This window comes from Chitinophaga sp. S165 (genome assembly GCF_003182155.1).
In the GTDB taxonomy this organism is placed as follows: Bacteria; Bacteroidota; Bacteroidia; order Chitinophagales; family Chitinophagaceae; genus Chitinophaga.
In genome coordinates this window covers 675,983-694,137 of record NZ_QGTG01000002.1, presented here as the reverse complement: position 1 = coordinate 694,137, position 18,155 = coordinate 675,983, and the positions used below count along the sequence as shown (strand labels likewise).

Sequence of the window (18,155 nt, the reverse complement as noted above, 5' to 3'; positions counted from 1 at the left end):
ACAAATTATTTCAACTATTCTAACTATTCGGATAAGTGTGACGTTGCATCAAATGTAACGTGGCACCGTTCCCGATAATATTGTATTCAACATAAATTATTAACGATTAAAGTTAAGGTTAAATTAGAAGTATATAATACCCGGTCCGTTTCTTCGGACTGGGCTTTTTTATCCTAAAATTCATTATTTATTGATTATCAGATAATTATGAATTTTTTAGTCGGTCTCATTATCTCCCGAAATTTCAACGATCTTATGTTGAATAATATGTTTGGTTCAAAATGGGATGTAATTGAAAAAAGAGGCCTTAAAATTGCTTTTTCTTACTTTATGTCATATTTAGTAATTTGTCTTACCTAAAAAGTCCCAATGTATGCTCAATATTTTACTCACCTCCACGGTTTTACTATCGTCAACTATGTTAGCAGCACAAACTGATACCACGAAAGAAAAATATTTATTGATAGGCACCTATACAAAAAATGAGGAAGAAGGGATTAATGTTTACGCGTTCAACAACAGTACCGGAGCATTACGTTATGTGAGCACTACAAAAAATATAAATAATCCGTCTTACCTGGTTATTGCACCTGATCAGAAACATGTGTATGCTGTCAATGAAAATAATGAAGGGGGAGTAAGTGCTTTTGAATGGGACACAACGAGTGGAACCTTAACTTTTTTAAATAAACAATCTTCGGGAGGAGCTGCGCCCTGTTATATTACTACTGACCAGGATGGAAAATATGTGATCGTTGGAAACTACAGTGGAGGAAGTTTATCTGTATTACCGGTTCGGGCAGATGGAAAAATTGATGCACCGGTGCAAACCATTGAGCATACAGGTACAGGACCAAATAAAAACCGTCAGGAAAAACCACATGTACATTGTACAGTATTTGGTCCGGACCATCATTCATTATATGTATCGGATCTTGGGATAGACCAGGTAGTTATTTATTCATACAGACAGGGTGACGTATTACCATTGGTACCCGCTGATACCGGGTATGCTTTGCTACCGCCGGGATCTGGTCCGAGACATATCACTTTTCATCCCAATGGAAAGTGGGCTTACATCATTCATGAACTGGACGGAAAAGTTACCGCCTTTAATTATGTGAGGGGAAGGCTGATTCCTTTTCAGACTTTGTCAACTTTACCCGCTGCATATAAAGGACCTATCTCCGGAGCAGATATTCATGTTTCTCCAGATGGAAAATTTTTGTATGCTTCGAACAGAGATAAGTTGAATAATATTGTTATCTACAGTATAGATCGTAAAAACGGGCAACTGGTTAAAAAAGGCGAACAGGCAACTGGTGGAAAAGCGCCACGTAATTTTATGATTGAGCCTGACGGTAACTTTTTGTTAGTAGCTAATCAGGATTCTGATAATGTAGTGGTGTTTAAAAGAAATAAAACTACCGGGCTGTTAAAAGCTACCGGACATGAAATCAAAGTTCCAAAACCAGTCTGTTTGAAAATGATCGGCAGTAATTAAAATGAAGGGAAAAATGTAGCGCATCCGATTGGCATAACTTTTTCAGAGAAAATTAAAAAGGATCAGCTATGAAAAAGAAAGTGACAAAACCGACAGATAAAAAATCCGAATTGAACGAAGATGAAAAGTTCCCAGGTTATCCTGCTTATCCGGCGAGTGAAGATATTACCTCAAGAGGGGAACAGGAAGATCTGGATGTCGAACAAGTAACCAGGTCTTCCAGGATCAATAATGAATTAGCCAGAGAGTCGTCTGGTAATCTGGATGATTTGGAAGAAGAAGAAGAAGGACTTGATGTTCCAGGTTCTGATCTTGATGATGAGAATGAACGGATCGGAGAAGAAGATGAAGAGAATAATTACTACAGTCTGGGTGGTGACAGACATGAAGACCTGGAAGAGACTAACGATGATGATGTTTGATCATCTATTATAATAAGGGAGTTAATAATCTACATACCGCGTCAATGAACCTTTGCCAGATCGAGCGGTTTTTCCACAGCCGGCGTTCAATATGAACTGAGTCGTGTAGGTCTTGCTCGAAAGCTGCATTTAGTTTATGAACGAATTGTTTATCGTAAATGACTACAGCAATTTCGCTGTTCAGATAGAAACTGCGGTAATCAAGATTGACAGAACCAACAATTGCAAGATTGTCATCTATTGCAATTGACTTAGCATGTATAAAACCCTTCTGATAGAAATAAACTTTTACGCCTGCATCAAGCATAGACTTGATGTATGATTGTGCTGCGTGTTGAACAAAAAATGAATCTCCCCGGAAAGGCAAGATCAGTTGTACATTTTTACCTGCGAGTGCAGCCATCTGTAGCGCAGTCAATATTTGTTCATTCGGAATGAAGTACGGATTACTTATGCGGATGGAACGTCTCGCTACGTTAATCGCCATAAGTATGGTTTGCATGGCCATAGGGAAATCTGAATCAGGACCGCTGGCAACAATATCTGCAAAACAATTCTCGCGGAGTTCGGAACGTTGAAAGTAAGGAGGACCGAAATCAAATGTTTTTTTACTACAGTAACGATAACTCATCATAAACTGTAGCTGTAATAAATTTACAACATCTCCTTCCAGCTTCAGATGTGTGTCTCTCCAGAATACAGGATGTTTATCATTATTAAGATAACGGCCATCCATATTGATTCCACCTGTAAATCCTACTTCACCATCTATGACAATAATCTTCCGGTGATCGCGGTAGTTAGCATTGAGATAAAAATTGATCAGTACAGGAGAAAATGAAAAGACTTCTGCGCCATGTTCTTCCAGCATATCCGGGATGTCGCCTATGTCATCACTTCCCAGATCATCATATATAAACCTGACCTCAACACCTTCTTTTAATTTTTCCACTAATATATTGGCCACCTCATTTCCTACATCATCTGCGGCAAAAATGTAGTATTCTATATGTATGTGATGCTTTGCTGCTTTTAACGCTTCCATTACTGCAGGAAACTTTTCTTCTCCATTCAGCAGGAGTTGAACACGATTATTACGGGAAAGTACGGAGTGTCTTGTGTTCAGTAACATAGCAGATATTTCCTGCTTGCTTGCTACAAGATGTCTTAACTGAATCTGTAGTTGTTCTATTTCTCTTCTTTGAGATTCCCAGTAACGCAACATCAAGGTTTCGTCCTTACTTCCTTTGAGTGTGAAACGACGTTTCTTACGAAGATCTCTTCCGAGATAGTAATATACTACTAGTCCCAGTATGGGTACGAAAGACAAAAGCAGGATGTAAGCCATTGCCTTGACCGGATTACGATTTTCCAGCAAGATCGTGCCTACTACTCCGATGAAGGAAAGTGAGATGAGCACATATCCTATGATTTTCAATGCTATGTGCCAATCGGAACCCCAAAGAAAATATAATATCTGATACACTTAGTTTCTAAATAATTATGTGAATAAAGGTAACGGTAATATCTATTAGAATAAATTATCCCCATCAATCGTTCTTAACATAAATTATCATTTTTTTTGTTCTTACAACGAACTGTACATGAAGGAATCAATCCTTATTAAACTGGAAGCTTCCCGTAGGGAACTGCTGGATCTGGGACTGCGTAACCCCTTGTTAAATTATCGTTTACCCCTTAGTCGTGGTGTGCACATTGAACAGGAGAGCGTTACAAATATATATGAGGTGTTAGTGAAACAGGGAAAGGCAATGACTTTCCTGCCTAAGACCGATCCGAAAGAAAAGAAAGAAAAAGAGGGGGAAATTGTCGATCCGCCGTTGCCGCTACAGGAACCGGAGGAAGTTGTATATGATACTCGCCTGCAAACAACAGAAACTGCCGTTGCCTTACAGAACAGATTATTAAATACATATTATGCTGCGCGTACCAGCCTGGAAGAACAGGGTGTGAATATACTGTTCCTGACATTAGGTATGTTGAAATGGTATGAAAAAGATAACGGTAAAGAACAACGGCAGGCCCCATTGATATTAATACCTGTTTCTCTTGAACGTTCCAGCGCAAGAGAAAGATTTCGTTTGCGCTACACCGGTAGTGAGGTAGAAATGAACCTCAGTTTACAAACTAAGATCAAAGCAGAGTATGGTATCACTTTGCCTGATATGCCCGAGGCAGATGAGATAGCAGTAATTGATTACATAGAGAAGATTGCAGATGTCATAAACGGAATGCCTGATTGGGAAGTTGTTACTGATGCGGTTGAACTAGGATTCTTCTCCTTTGGTAAACTGATGTTGTATCATGACCTTGATAGTGATGGATGGCCCGCTGATGAGCAACCTGTTGATCATCCTATTTTGCAGCGTCTTTTCGGAGAAGGTTTTAAAGAAGATACGTCGAACATTCCGGAAGATGTATTCATAGATAATGAAACAACTGCTCATGAATTACATCAGGTAGTAGATGCAGATGGTTCTCAACTGCTGGCAATGCTTGCTGTGCAGGAAGGACGTAACCTTGTAATACAAGGCCCGCCGGGAACGGGTAAGTCGCAGACGATCACTAACCTTATTGCTAATGCAGTTGGTGAAGGAAAGAAAGTATTATTCGTAGCAGAAAAAATGGCGGCGCTTGAAGTCGTGAAACGTAGACTGGACAGTATTCAATTAGGAGACGCATGTCTCGAGTTACATAGTCACAAAGCGAATAAAAAAGAACTGCATCAGGAGTTAAGAAGAACACTCGAACTTGGCAAACCGGCTATTCTTCAACTGCAACAGGAAGTAACACTACTGAATGATTATAGAAAAGAATTGAATGATTATAGTATTGCTGTGAATACTGCTGTTGGTGAAAGCGGTCTTACTCCTCATCAGCTGATGGGATATCTGTTACAGCTGAAAGAACAATTCGCAGCAATAGAGTTACCACGCATAGCCATTCCTAATATCGATACCTGGAATGCACTTGACATGCAACGTGCGGAAGCAATGGCAGCGCGTATTGAGAACAGGTTAGGGGAAACAGGGATACCGTCGACATTGTTATTCTGGGGTAGTGGTTTAACTGTATTAGTGCCGGCCGAACAGGATAGATTAATTCCAATACTGCAAAAGGCTGAGAGCACAACGGTATCATTACAACATGAGAGCGCTGTAATTGCAGGACAGGTAGGACTACCGATGCCACTTACCAGAAAGTATAGCATGGATCTGTCTTTCTTTGTGCAACTTGCTTCCATTCGCCCCGATATAACAGGAGTACAATTGCGCCATCCGGCATGGTTGCAACAGAAAGAAGACATTAAAGAATTGTTGCAAACGGGTAAGCGCTTGCGTCAGATCCATCAGGTATATGATACTATTCTTATTCCTGAAGCATGGGATCAGCAGGTACTTGAAATACGACAGAACTTGCTGGCTTATGGTGACAAATGGTATAAATTCCTGAAGGGAGATTATAACAGAACAAATCGTCAACTTGCCGCCTTATGTAAAGCAGGTGTGCCGGATGATCTGCAGGGAAAACTCTCCTGCATTGATGCTATTCTCGAAGCAAAGCGATTGGAGAAACAATTGCAGGAACAGGAAATCCTGGCTAAAGAATTATTCGCGCAACGTTGGCAGAAAGGACAGACCAACTGGGAGTTACTGGAAGCCATCACAAATTATCTTACGGAAGTACATCGTCAGATCAGCTTTGGTACATGTTCAGCGGTGATATTAGATTATCTTGAAAGGAACGAACCGGTAGAAGTAGCCAAACGTTATTACGATACTTTGCTGAAAAACCTCCAACAACAGGGAGCTGCAATAGATGATATTGTAGCTGTATTCGTATTGAATGAACAGCGACGTTTCCGAGATCTCACTCCATTACTGCAACGCCCTTATGAAGAACAGATCATATTGACGCAATCATGGATCAATGGATTACCTGAAATACATCATATCATTTCCTGGAATAATCTCGTAGAAACTGCAACTGCAGAAGGATTACAGACGTTAACAGATACAGTATCGTATTGGGCGGAAGGAGTTACTGCGTTAAAAGGAGCATTGCAAAAAACATGGTATGAATATCTATGGGAAAAAGCATTGACTGCACATGCATCATTACGCAAGTTTGAAAGATCAAGTCATGAAGCAGCAGTAAAACAATTTGTAAAACTTGATACACTTAATCTCCAATACAACAGAGCGCGGGCCGCATTAAAACATTGGGACGGTGTACCTCCGCTGGATGCAGGCGGACAGGTAAATGTGTTACGCACAGAATTCAATAAGAAGGCGCGACATATGCCTATACGAAAACTGATGCAGGCAGCAGGATTAGCAATACAGGCTATCAAACCTGTGTTCATGATGAGCCCTCTTTCTATCGCTAACTTTTTACCGCCGGGTTCATTGCAGTTTGACCTAGTAATATTTGACGAAGCAAGTCAGGTAAGACCAGTAGATGCATTGGGTGCTTTGCTGCGTGGAAAACAGTTGGTGGTTGTAGGAGATAGTAAACAATTACCACCCAGCACTTTCTTTGATTCACTGATGAAAGAAGTGGATGATGAAGAAAATGTAACGGCAGATATGCCGAGCATCTTAGGCATGTGCGATGCACAGGGTGCACCACAAAGAATGCTACGCTGGCATTACCGTAGCAGACATGAATCGTTGATAAAGATGTCCAATCATGAATTCTATGAAGACAAACTGGTTATCTTCCCAAGCCCTGGTGCGGCACACAAAATGGGATTGGTATATCATCAGCTGAAAGATGCAACGTATGACAGAGGTAAAACGAGAACAAACCAACGTGAAGCTGATGCCATCACAGAAGCGGTAATAGAACATGCAAAGAAATATCCCGAGATGAGCCTCGGCGTAGTTGCTTTCAGTACTGCACAAATGCAGGCGATACAGCAGTCACTGGAAACGGCACGAAAGAAAATGCCAGAAGTGGAGACGTTCTTCAAGGCACATCCGCATGAACCATTTTTTGTGAAGAACCTTGAAAATGTTCAGGGAGATGAAAGGGATGTAATATTTATCAGCATAGGTTACGGCCGTACACCGGAGGGAACTGTGAACTTGTCATTCGGACCATTGAATAATGAAGGTGGAGAAAAGAGATTGAATGTATTGATCACGCGTGCAAAACAACGCTGTGAAGTATTTACAAATCTGACCGCTGATGATATTGATCTGAGCAAAACGGAAAGTGAAGGAGTGAGAGCGTTAAAGAACTTCCTGTATTTCGCACAACATGGATCAATGCAGAGCGGATATGCAGATGGCATGCCATCAAATATTCCTTTTGAAACATTGGTTGCGGAGCATTTAACAGCAGCAGGTTATAATGTGAAAAAACAGATCGGTAGTAAAGGGTTTTATATTGACCTGGCAGTAGTAGATCCGGAGCATCCGGGTAAATATATTCTTGGTATTACCTGCGATGGAGCTGCTTATCATTCCGCCCGTTCAGCAAAAGACAGGGACAGATTGCGTCAGCAGGTATTAGAGAATATGGGTTGGAACATTTATAACGTATGGAGCACAGATTGGTTCCGTCATCCTGCACGTGAATTGAGAAGACTAATAACTGCGATTGAAAGTGCGCGTGAAGGAGAGCGTAATGACCAGGACATAAATACAAACCGCCAGGAAGATTATACGATGGTAAGAGAGGATGAAGGAGAAGGTAGTGACGTGCCTTTATATGAGATGGCGGTATTGCCCGCTGAGATATCGACAAAAGATCTTCATCAGCATCCGGCAGATAAATTGCGGTCATGGTTAGAAATGATCGTACGTGTAGAAAGTCCTATTCATGTTGAAGAAGCTACCCGTCGTATACTTGACGCAGCTGATGTTGCACGTGTGGGAAACAGGATACGGGAGGTGCTGAAACAGGCTATCGCAGATGCTGTTGGAAATGATTCTGTCGTGGTGAAAGATGAGTTCCTGTGGGATTCAACGATGGAGAAACCACTTGTACGAAGCCGGGTTAATTTACCTCCGGCATCTCGTAAGATGACTTATATAGCGCCAGAAGAATTAATGACCGTAATAGAAAAAGTAGTGGGTGATGCAATTGCCATTACTATGGTAGCGGCCATACCGGTTATTGCAAAAACGTTAGGATTTGCGCGTGTAACGGAAGATCTGAGAACAGATCTGCAGGAGGTTGTTGAAATGGCGCTTGCCAATGGAACTATTTATCAGGACGATGAATGGTTAAAGGTTAAGTGATCATTTTTTCAATACAAGATCTTCTCTGGCTGCCCAGCTGTTGATATCCTGTTTGCTCAATGCAGCAGCCATCATATCAGGGAATTTATCGGGTGTACAGGCAAAAACGGGAATGCCGAGATTTGAAAAGAATTGTGCATTACTGTGATCATAAGCGGGAGCTCCATCATCATTCAGTGCGAGTAACACAATGACCTGTACACCCGCTGCTGTTAATTCAGCAGCTCGTTTACGCATGTTATCATCACTACCACCTTCAAAGAGATCGGTAATGAGCACCAGCACAGTGTCAGCAGGTTTTGTAATGATCTGCTGGCAATAGGAGAGCGCAGCATTTATATCAGTGCCTCCACCTAACTGTACGCCAAACAAAAGATCAACAGGGTCATTCAACTCTTCTGTAAGGTCGGCAACAGCAGTATCAAATACAATCATGCGGGTTTTGATTGCAGGGATAGATGCCATTACAGATCCGAATATACCAGAGTAAACGACAGAGGTACCCATTGAACCACTTTGGTCAAGACAGAGTACAACATCTTTTAGTGATGTTGTTTTGCGTCCGTAACCAATGCGGGTTTCAGGTATAATGGTTTTGTACTCGGGTTGATAGTGTTGGAGGTTCTTTAATATAGTAGCATGCCAGTTGATCTCATTATGACGCGGTCTTCTATTGCGGATGCTTCTGTGAAGACTGCCCGTTATTGCCTGTAATGTAGGCTGTGTCAGTTTTTTCAATAATTCATCCACAACTCTTTTTACAACCTGTTTAGCAGTATCTCTTGTCTTATCAGGAATAGCATGTCGTAATGTTAATAATGTAGCTACGAGATGTACATCTGGTTCTACATTTTCCAGCATCTCCTTTTCAAGCAACATCTGTGTGATGTTCAGACGTTGCAAGGCATCACGCTGCATTACCTGAACAACAGATGCCGGAAAAAAAGTACGAATATCACCAAGCCAGCGGCTTACGTTAGGAGAGGAGGGACCGAGGCCACCTTTTTTCTCGCTATCGTAAAGCGCTTCCAGTGTTTGATCCATTTTAAGTTCTTGTCCGCCAAGAGAGAAGCCGGTACCATCCGCATCTTTACCACCCAGCACAAGACGCCATTTATTCAAATCGTCCATACAATACTATTTAATACCTAACATTTGCAATACTACAGGAACCCCTTGTAATGCTCTTTCGACATCTATATTATCCGCTCCCTGTTGATGGATACCGGTGTTGCCGGTAACACCGCCTTTTGCTTTTTCTCCCAGTTTTCTTCTTTCTGATTTACTGAAGTTCGAGAAGGTTCTGCGCAGCAAAGGAAGTAATTGTTTGAAAGCATCTTCTTCCAGATGATGCATCCAGTTATATACAACGGTCCACAGATCATTATCAACGAGTAATAAAGTACCGCTCCCTTTAAGAAAACCCTCCAGCCATGCTGCGGATATAGCAGGTGATGTTGCTGATGACATTGCGTAACTGAATGCCTTTACCAGTTCATTACCTGTAACCTGCCGATGATCTGCCAGTAATCTCGTAGCGTAACCGCCGATAATGGGAGCTGTACTATCATTGTGTGCTATCTGGAACAACGTTTGTTGCCATTGATTTGTAAGGTCGGGTTCCTGCAATACCAGTATAGCATCATTCATACTGTAGATGAGATCGAGCAATTCAGTAGCAGCATCATCTGCAATAGATATACACGCAGCAGGCAGACTTATACAGATGCGTGTGATCATGCCACCGGTGATATTCTCCACCAGTGATGCGTCTGTTTTTCTCACGTTACCATATCTGCTGATCTGCACCAGGCCTGGTATGACAGTCATCAGTTGCATTACATCTCCGGTAGCTGCAGCAAGGTTGTTCACCTGTTGAATCAGTACTTCTACTGCAGTGTGTAACTCTGCGGGAATGGCTGTTTCCAGCAGCGTGACTATTTCTTTCAGAGAAGTACTGCTACGTGCCTCGTGCTGTACATATTGAGAAGAGGCTTCTTCAACTGTATTACCCCAGCTGCCTTTTTCAATGATCTCTATAGAAAAAGATGGGTCCCATTGCAGACGCCATTGCTCTTTAAAGGTTCCTTTGCCGGATGCGCCGAAACGTTCTCCCCATTGAATGCCTAACATTTCCAGCCGGTGTAATAGAATACTGCGCTCAAGATCTGTTTCCTTACGAAGATCAAGCACATAGTCTTTAAAGTCGGCAGTTTGAGGAAGTCTTAATCTTTTCTGTTGTTTTTCAATATCTGTCTGCAGGGGTGGGCGGGGAATATCTGATGGTACTTCTCCGATCCTGTCACTCACGATCAATTCCGAATTGATCAACTGCATCATGAAGTCTTCGCCGTTGCAAAGCACACTCAGCGTCGCCTCGTTTAATTCCTCCAGTCCCGGTTTATGTAATCGCCTTAATGCAGCAAGTGCCGACGAAAGACGAACAGCTTCCAACACGTGTGCAACAGAGATATCCTTTTGCTGCCCTCTGAATAGACTGGCTACCCGCGACATCCATCGGGACCCATCATCAGCAGGGTAGCGCCAGTTATGTTCATACCATCCGGGAGAGTTTATACCGGCGCCATAACCGCTGCTATAACTTAACCGGTTATACGTCCAGGGAATCCAGGTGGTCGCAACTTTTACTTTTGATAAGCCTTTTAAGAGATCGTTATCTTCTTTGGCTTTCGGCATGTTGATAAGTGCCGGTGCATGCCATGCGCCACATATTACGGCGATCTCTGTGTACATTTCTCTCTCCGCCTGGCGGATCGTTTTTCGCATATGCGCTTCACGCAATTGTTCTTCCCTGTCGTAAGGCAGGCGTAAGTCCTGGCGTAATGCCTGTATACCTTCGGAAATAGCGGTGAACACGTCTTGTGGGTCCTGTCTGTATTCAAACATATGCTCCCACCACTTTTCTTCATCGTCGAAGCCTGCTGCACCTGCGAGATACGCAATAGGATTATATTTCACTGTGCGGGCATCAGGAATGTGAGGCGCCAATGTATTATTCAGAGAAGGAGCTTCTTCTGGATCTATTTTAGGCTCACGTGCGGCTTTCAGTTCAAACTGGTGCGCCATAGGCAAATCCATAAAACGTACAGGGATCTTATTCCTGCGTGCATATAATATAGCCTGCCACTCAGGCGAGAATTCAGCAAACGGATAGAAGACAGCTTTCTGAGGCGCGTCTGGTTGATAGACCAGAATGGCCACCGGAGGAGTCAGTTGTTCATTGCCAGCCCATTCCAGGATACCGTCAGCATCAGGAGGACCTTCCACCAGAACTATATCGGGTTTGATCCTTTCCAGGTATTCCTTCACATTTCTTGCAGAGCCAGGCCCGTGATGTCTTATGCCTAATACGTGTATTGACATATGATTGATTTATAGGTCGCGGCACGCGCGATAAATGTCTTTCCAGTCTTCTCTGGTTTTCACCACTGTTTCCAGGTATTCCTGCCATACCAGTTTATCCTGTACAGGATCTTTTAATACGGCGCCGATAATTCCTGCGGCAAGATCATCGGCTTTCAGCTGACCATCTCCAAAGTAGGCGGCCATTGCCAGTCCGTTGTTTACAACAGAAATTGCTTCTGCAGTGCTGAGCGTACCACTGGGAACTTTTATTTTCGTTTTACCGTCGGTGGTGACACCGTTCCTTAGTTCGCGAAAGATTGTAACAATACGACGGATCTCTTCCAGGGCTGGTTTTTCCACCGGGAGTTCCATTACTTTCTCGTAGCTTTCCACGCGGCGTTTAACGATGTCTATTTCTTCTTCAATAGAATCGGGCACAGGTAAAATAACAGTATTGAAACGGCGCTTCAGCGCACTGGAAAGGTCATTTACTCCCTTATCCCTGTTATTGGCCGTAGCAATGATATTAAAGCCTTTCTGTGCCATTACAGCGGTATTTAGCTCAGGCACAGGTAAGGTCTTTTCAGATAATATTGTGATCAGGGTATCCTGTACATCTGCGCTGATACGTGTCAGTTCCTCGATCCTTGCTATTTTACCGGTTTGCATTGCCCTCATTACAGGCGTTTCCACCAATGCTTTTTCCGACGGGCCTTCAGCCAGTAATAGTGCATAGTTCCAGCCATAGCGGATAGCCTCTTCTCCGGTACCGGCAGTACCTTGTACGATGAGAGTGGAGTCGCCACTGATAGCAGCAGCCAAATGTTCGCTTACCCAGCTTTTGGCAGTACCTGGCAAACCATATAATAACAGGGCTCTGTCGGTCGTAAGCGTCGCAACAGCGATCTCAATAAGCCTGCGGCTACCGATATATTTAGGCTGTACTTCAAAACCATTACTGAGCCGTCCTCCCATCAGATAGGTCACCACTGCCTGTGGAGACAACTGCCAGGTATAAGGGCGCTTTTCAGTATCCTGTTTTTTCAGCTCTTCCAGTTCTTCAAGGAACAGTTGTTCGGCATGTTGACGTAATACGTTTGACATCTTTATATGCTTGAAAAGTGATCGTTTATAGTTATTTAAAAGCTTTATTGATCTGTATTTTGCAGGCCAATAATCTTCGTATATGCTCACTGGTGTTTCTCCAGGTAGCCTGATATGCCGGTTCTTCAGGAGCAAGCTTTTCCAGTTCGTCAACTATGCCAGGAGGCAGTTGTAAAACGTGCTTGTCAAAGAAATTCCGTGTATACTGATAAGGGTTCCGGGCCATCCATTTTAATACTTCGCTTGTTATTTCCAGTCCCCATTCATCTGCGCGGTTACTTAGATAGTTAATAACATCCTGTGGATGATTGCTAAATAGTTTTAAGGCATATGCTTCCTGTTCTGCTGCGGGGAGCAACGGAATAGCATCCGGATAAAAGGCGTTGCTTTTTTGCAGGAGCAATCGTAACCATGTAGCATCTTTGAACCGGCCGGCTGCGAGTATGAGCGCAGGAATGAAACGTTTTCCGAGATCATCGTTCTCGAAGATCTGCAATACTTCTTCCTTATCTGTATTAAAGAGAGATTCCCACCAGGAGGGAGGAATGCAACCCATTAACTGAAACAGGATATACGCTTCTTCACTTACATTCTTTTCATTGCTTAGTGTAGCAATACCAGAGTCGATAATTCTTTTATCCAGCGGCAGTTGTAAAGAAATGTGCAGCGACTGAGCAGGCCCAAGTGAAATACTATTTTGTAGCAGCTGCCAGTAAGCTTGTACTATAAAAGAAGAAGGGATCTGTTTCAGTAATGCCCAGACCTCATCTTTTACTTTCTGATTTTTTTCCTGAAGGGATTCCAGCCAGGAAAGATCATCCTCGGAAATATTGATCCGCATGATCTTCAGGAACTCAGTCCTGGTTGATATATTCTCCTGTGCCCAGGTTTGTTGTAACCATTCGCGGGCCATACCGGGATAGGATTGCCTGATCTCCTGTAATACCTGCCTGCGGTCTTCAGCGCTACCCGTTTGCCAGCGGTCCTCATTACTTACAGCAAAAGGGAACTGCCAGTCAGGGTTCATGCTACCCAGCCATTGTCCGCGTTTGCCACATACAGTCATGGCCAGATGCCGTATACGTTTCTGAGATACGGCTGTGTCCAGCAGTACGGGGATATATTCGGGCAGAACGATTTGTCCTTTATCGTGACAGGCCTCCAGCCAATAAGTGACCAATGGAAGGAGGTCCATGTCGAGTGCATCCTGCAACGCATATATTGCCTGCGTACTGCAATAGGAGCGTTCTTCCGGTGGAGCTGGTTCCAGTGGAACACCACTGTTGTTAACCGGGGTAACGCCGCTTTGCCTGTAATTCAGCATAACAGCAGCCAGGTGCAGGAATTGTGTCTCTGCATCAAGACTTTTATCTGTCATGATCTTTTCGGCAACAGGAAGTAGTTCTGTTGGAAAATCGGCAGCGGTTAACTGCTTTTTTCCTACGCCGAGTAAAGCGGTATTAATAATGTTATTCCACATGATCCTGCTATAGCAATTTATACGTCCCGTTATGCCATACGCCCAATGGTTCGTATTCCTGTTCTTTTCCGAGCAATGCCATGTCTAAAGGAAGGCCTCCGCTTAATGATAACAGTTTCCAGATATTCCGGAAACCACTTTTCAGTGGCATGATCTGTTCATGCCGGTCTTTCAGCCACCATTTCATATTATGCTGAACAGGAGTAAGTTGTTGTACAATATAAGGCCTTTCACTGCGGACAGGCATCTCTTTAGATAGTAAAGTTTCTGCCACCGCCAGTTCCTGCCAGCCGGTTAACCCGTAAGTGTCCTGTAAGGAATTGTTCGTAACTGGTTCTTTAATAATGGCCCTTAGTGGAACGTTGGATGGAAAAAAGACAAGCTCTGCTTCGATGGACATCCCAGGTGTTAGCAGTAATTGTGGTCTTGACATCCCCCTGGCATAGAACTGTAGTATGAGTGCCGGTTGAAAGGAATGAAGGCCATATAGCCAGTATTTTTCTGTAGTGAGATTATCTTCTTCTGTGGACTGTTTATTCAGTATCAGCCAGGTATCTTTTGTGCCGGTTTGCTGTCGTAATGCTTCCTGGCTTTGCGTAAATCCAACCAGGGAACGAAGTTCCTGTTGTAAAAGTTCAGGAAGTTCTTCTCCTTTGTTGAAACCCTGCGCTACAAGATAAATCCGGAGAAACTGGTCCATAAACTGGTGTTGCCAACCCTCGCTATAAAAATTGATCTCAGAAAGTCCACGTACCATACCGGCCAATCCTGGCGCCTGTGCATCCACCATTCTGCGGGCCATGATTTCCCAATAAGAAGTGCCCTTCTCGGGCAGCTGGATAAGCCCGTTACGCACAATATCTTTCATCCACAGTAATAGCTCATAAATGCCATCTTCAACTTTTTGTTGTCTGGCTTGCTGTCGTTTTGCCTGTGCTGTTTCATCAACAGTTTTTTCTTCCTTACCGGTTTGTTTTGATTCTTTCTGAGAACGTTTCTGCAGCCAGTCATTTACCCATGCCGGGGGAATGTTATCGGTAAATAATTCCGGCTGGCGGGCATACAATAACATCAATCCGATGCCATGTTTACAGGGAAATTTACGACTGGGGCAACTGCATTTAAAAGCAATATCAGAAAGGTCAATCTGGGTTTGATAAGGCTTGCTGCCACTTCCCTGGCATTCTCCCCATAAAGCATGCTCACTAGCCCCTTTACTTACCCATTTGGCAATACCGGCTAAAGCCTTACCGGCTTTCATGGAAGGTTCATCTGGTGCCAATGTTAGCACCTGTTCTTCTGATAGGCGCAATGGATATAAGTTTTAAAAGTCCGAATACAAACAATGTTATACAAACAGTGCTTTATAAATCCTGGAATATAGCAAAACCAGGTAAGTAACAAGGATCACTGCGTTTAACACTAACAACCAGTTGATGTCTGTCTGGCTATATTTATTTTTCAGGCAAAGAATTGTGAGGGTAAGAAAACCAACAAAAAGAATTGCCGGAAAGACTAATGTCCACTTATTGGTAATAACGAGGTGGGCATTCGCCAACTTATCTCCCCAGGGTTGGTCCTGTCCGGCAACGAAAGGAAGGATTCCCATAAAAAGAATGATAATAAAGATCCTGATAGCAGTCTTTGCCGCTGTTTTGCTGATTTTCTGATTCTTATTTTCCTGTTGCATTATTCTTCAAGATTTAAACATCCGGTTGCTAAGTTCGGGATTAAAAGATTAGGAACCTATTGCCGGTTTGCGAAGGTGCGTCCACCAGTGAATAAATATACCCAGCATGAGATTGAGCACACAAAAGAAGGTCATCCGGGGATTTTCTCCGGCAAAACCGCCCAGGAATAACCACGCAAAAAAGTAAAGATGAAACCAGCCGGGAACCAGCCATGTGATAGCAGGAAGTTTCCCCTGTTGCTGGATGCTTCTTTTTCTGAATCCGATGATCGCCAATATTGGAAATAAGATCAGAAGGAAGATCAGCTTTTCCCTGCTTGCGATACCAAATTTTTCGCGCAGCCATGTAGACATTGGAAAGAGTGAAATCCACAATGCAGCTTGTGAAATGAGGATAGATAACAACGGTGTTATTGCCTGCCAGATACGGTTACCTGTACGGCCGCTGATAGGTATCTTTTCGAGTGTGCGCGCAAATGTGGAATAAAAGAAGACAACGCATAACCAACCGAAGAAATTACCATAAGGAATACCAAACCATTGTGCAGTAAGAGCTGTACCAGCCTCCGGATGACTTTCCCAGTCCCAATGCCACATGTGCAACCGGTAAGCAACTACATCCATGCTCAAGTCTATGCTTAACGCGAGTAATGCGTCGAATGCCGCAGCAGCAATGAGAGGCAGCCCCCGGTTGTCCGACACCAGCCTGGAAGTATAAATGATAATACCCCAACCCATGCCAATGCAAACGGGGATATTATCCGGAGCATGTCCAAGCATCAGCCAGAACTGCCCATATTTATAACCGGCATTGGAAACGACGTTAACGTATTCCAGCAACAGCCCAAAGCCAAAACCACCCAGCAGATAAGCAACGTGGCCCGTTCCTCTTTTCCAGGCATGGAAAATGGAAAGAAGGAACAATATGATCATACAGGTTTCTGTGATTGGGTAACATAACCCGGGAGGAAAGCCATAAGGCATATTTGCATAAGGTAACATTGCAAGCGTTTTCATTGTTCTTTGTCCATAAAGGACGTATGTTTTGTATCCCTCACAAGGGCATAAACGATCAGGGATACAAAGATGCACCCGGTGATATACCAATAGTACAGGGACTCGTGGTCTATTTTCTTAAAGTACAGTGCGATGTATTCTGCTGTACCGCCGAATAGTGCTACAGTAAGGGCGTAGGGGAGACCAACACCAAGCGCCCGGATCTCGGAGGGAAACATTTCTGCTTTCACGACCGCATTGATGGAGGTATAACCACTCACAATGATGAGCGCCGCGAGGATAAGAAAGAAGGCCGTCCACTCACTGCTGGCATGGCTGATAGCGGTGAGAATAGGAACGGTGAGTAAGGTGCCTAATATTCCGAAACCGAGCAGCAAGGGCTTACGGCCGATCCTATCGCTCAGCATTCCAAACAGCGGCTGCAGGCAGGCATAAATAAGCATGAGAAAGAATGTAAGTACGGTAGATCTTTCTTTTGTAAGATGTACCGTATTTACCAGGAACTTCTGCATGTAAGTAGTATATGTGTAGAAGGCCAGCGTACCTCCCATCGTCAACCCTACCACTGTTAGCACAGCTCTTGGATGTTCTTTCAGTAAAATGAGCACAGAGCCTCGTTTTTTGTTCTCTTTTTCGGGAGCAACTGTTTCCTGCATATGCTGACGGATCACCAGGGCGAAGAGAGATAATCCTGCGCCGATCACAAAAGGGATACGCCATCCCCATTCGTGCAGCTGTTCTGAAGTGAGGAAGACCTTCTGAAGCAGTAATTGTATACCGAGAGCAGTTAGTTGTCCGCCGATAAGTGTTACATACTGAAAGCTGGAGTAAAAGCCTCTTCTCTCCGGAGTAGCTATTTCACTGAGATAAGTAGCGGAAGTGCCGTATTCACCGCCAACGCTTAAACCCTGTAAGAGCCTTGCGGTAAGCAGGATAATGGGAGAGGCGATGCCGGCACTGTTATAAGTGGGTGCGAGGGCTATCATCATACTACCCAGCGACATCAGCAGAACGGAGAGGGTCATAGCAACTTTTCTGCCCTTACGGTCAGCAATACTGCCAAATAACCAGCCCCCGATGGGACGCATAAGGAAGCCTACGGCAAAGATGGCAGCCGTATCAAGCAGCTGGGCGGTAGGATTTCCCTTTGGAAAGAAAACAGGTGCAAAGTACAGGGCAAAGGCAGCATAGGCGTACCAATCGTACCATTCAACCAGGTTGCCGACAGAGCCGGTAAAGATGGCTTTTATGCGGCGGGCGGTATCACTTTTTTGATAACTATTCATTATTGAAAGGAGGG

General features: G+C 43.7%; 12 protein-coding genes. 3 read left to right on the top strand and 9 right to left on the bottom strand.

Annotated elements, in window-relative coordinates:
* The first annotated feature begins 418 nt into the window (after positions 1–418).
* Positions 419–1,504, top strand: a complete 1,086-nt coding sequence (locus tag C7475_RS11045; RefSeq protein ID WP_233259819.1) for a lactonase family protein — start codon at positions 419–421, stop codon at positions 1,502–1,504.
* Between the two features lie 68 nt (positions 1,505–1,572).
* A complete protein-coding gene (locus C7475_RS11040) occupies positions 1,573–1,926 on the top strand; it encodes a hypothetical protein (RefSeq protein WP_110053412.1) in 354 nt (117 codons plus the stop codon).
* Positions 1,927–1,933: 7 nt separating this feature from the next.
* Here the strand turns inward: C7475_RS11040 and cls are convergent, their stop codons facing one another.
* Positions 1,934–3,412: a cardiolipin synthase gene (gene cls, locus C7475_RS11035; RefSeq protein WP_110053411.1), complete on the bottom strand. Its 1,479-nt coding sequence runs from the start codon at positions 3,410–3,412 to the stop codon at positions 1,934–1,936.
* A 118-nt stretch (positions 3,413–3,530) separates the two neighbouring features.
* Between cls and C7475_RS11030 the strand changes: the two genes are divergently transcribed.
* Entirely contained in the window at positions 3,531–8,198 is a 4,668-nt protein-coding gene (locus tag C7475_RS11030; RefSeq protein WP_110053410.1) for a DUF3320 domain-containing protein, read from the top strand.
* Here C7475_RS11030 and C7475_RS11025 read toward each other — a convergent pair whose 3' ends face one another.
* From C7475_RS11025 to C7475_RS10990, 8 genes are all read right to left on the bottom strand, one after another.
* On the bottom strand, positions 8,199–9,329 hold the full coding sequence (locus tag C7475_RS11025; RefSeq protein WP_110053409.1) for a VWA domain-containing protein: 1,131 nt from the start codon (positions 9,327–9,329) through the stop codon (positions 8,199–8,201).
* 6 nt (positions 9,330–9,335) lie between these two features.
* Positions 9,336–11,582 carry a DUF5682 family protein gene (locus C7475_RS11020; RefSeq protein WP_110053408.1) on the bottom strand — a complete coding sequence of 749 codons (2,247 nt, stop codon included), beginning with the start codon at positions 11,580–11,582 and terminating at the stop codon, positions 9,336–9,338.
* 9 nt (positions 11,583–11,591) lie between these two features.
* A complete protein-coding gene (locus C7475_RS11015; protein ID WP_110053407.1) occupies positions 11,592–12,668 on the bottom strand; it encodes an AAA family ATPase in 1,077 nt (358 codons plus the stop codon).
* A gap of 31 nt (positions 12,669–12,699) precedes the next feature.
* Positions 12,700–14,148, bottom strand: coding sequence for a DUF5691 domain-containing protein (locus C7475_RS11010; RefSeq protein WP_110053406.1), 1,449 nt, complete (start codon positions 14,146–14,148; stop codon positions 12,700–12,702).
* 7 nt (positions 14,149–14,155) lie between these two features.
* Positions 14,156–15,460: an SWIM zinc finger domain-containing protein gene (locus C7475_RS11005; protein WP_110053405.1), complete on the bottom strand. Its 1,305-nt coding sequence runs from the start codon at positions 15,458–15,460 to the stop codon at positions 14,156–14,158.
* Positions 15,461–15,496: 36 nt separating this feature from the next.
* Complete coding sequence (locus C7475_RS11000) at positions 15,497–15,838, bottom strand: hypothetical protein (RefSeq protein WP_110053404.1); 342 nt, start codon at positions 15,836–15,838, stop codon at positions 15,497–15,499.
* A 48-nt stretch (positions 15,839–15,886) separates the two neighbouring features.
* Positions 15,887–16,771: a carotenoid biosynthesis protein gene (locus tag C7475_RS10995; protein ID WP_158286483.1), complete on the bottom strand. Its 885-nt coding sequence runs from the start codon at positions 16,769–16,771 to the stop codon at positions 15,887–15,889.
* Between the two features lie 80 nt (positions 16,772–16,851).
* A complete protein-coding gene (locus C7475_RS10990) occupies positions 16,852–18,141 on the bottom strand; it encodes an MFS transporter (protein ID WP_110053402.1) in 1,290 nt (429 codons plus the stop codon).
* Positions 18,142–18,155: the final 14 nt, after the last annotated feature.

Excerpts from the sequence above, each read along its gene's own strand:
- C7475_RS11045 (WP_233259819.1), top strand. The coding sequence starts at position 419 with ATGTTAGCAGCACAAACTGATACCACGAAAGAAAAATATTTATTGATA.
- C7475_RS11040 (WP_110053412.1), top strand. The coding sequence starts at position 1,573 with ATGAAAAAGAAAGTGACAAAACCGACAGATAAAAAATCCGAATTGAAC.
- C7475_RS11030 (WP_110053410.1), top strand. The coding sequence starts at position 3,531 with ATGAAGGAATCAATCCTTATTAAACTGGAAGCTTCCCGTAGGGAACTG.
- C7475_RS11025 (WP_110053409.1), bottom strand. The coding sequence starts at position 9,329 with ATGGACGATTTGAATAAATGGCGTCTTGTGCTGGGTGGTAAAGATGCG.
- C7475_RS11020 (WP_110053408.1), bottom strand. The coding sequence starts at position 11,582 with ATGTCAATACACGTATTAGGCATAAGACATCACGGGCCTGGCTCTGCA.
- C7475_RS11015 (WP_110053407.1), bottom strand. The coding sequence starts at position 12,668 with ATGTCAAACGTATTACGTCAACATGCCGAACAACTGTTCCTTGAAGAA.
- C7475_RS11010 (WP_110053406.1), bottom strand. The coding sequence starts at position 14,148 with ATGTGGAATAACATTATTAATACCGCTTTACTCGGCGTAGGAAAAAAG.
- C7475_RS11000 (WP_110053404.1), bottom strand. The coding sequence starts at position 15,838 with ATGCAACAGGAAAATAAGAATCAGAAAATCAGCAAAACAGCGGCAAAG.
- C7475_RS10995 (WP_158286483.1), bottom strand. The coding sequence starts at position 16,771 with ATGATCATATTGTTCCTTCTTTCCATTTTCCATGCCTGGAAAAGAGGA.
- C7475_RS10990 (WP_110053402.1), bottom strand. The coding sequence starts at position 18,141 with ATGAATAGTTATCAAAAAAGTGATACCGCCCGCCGCATAAAAGCCATC.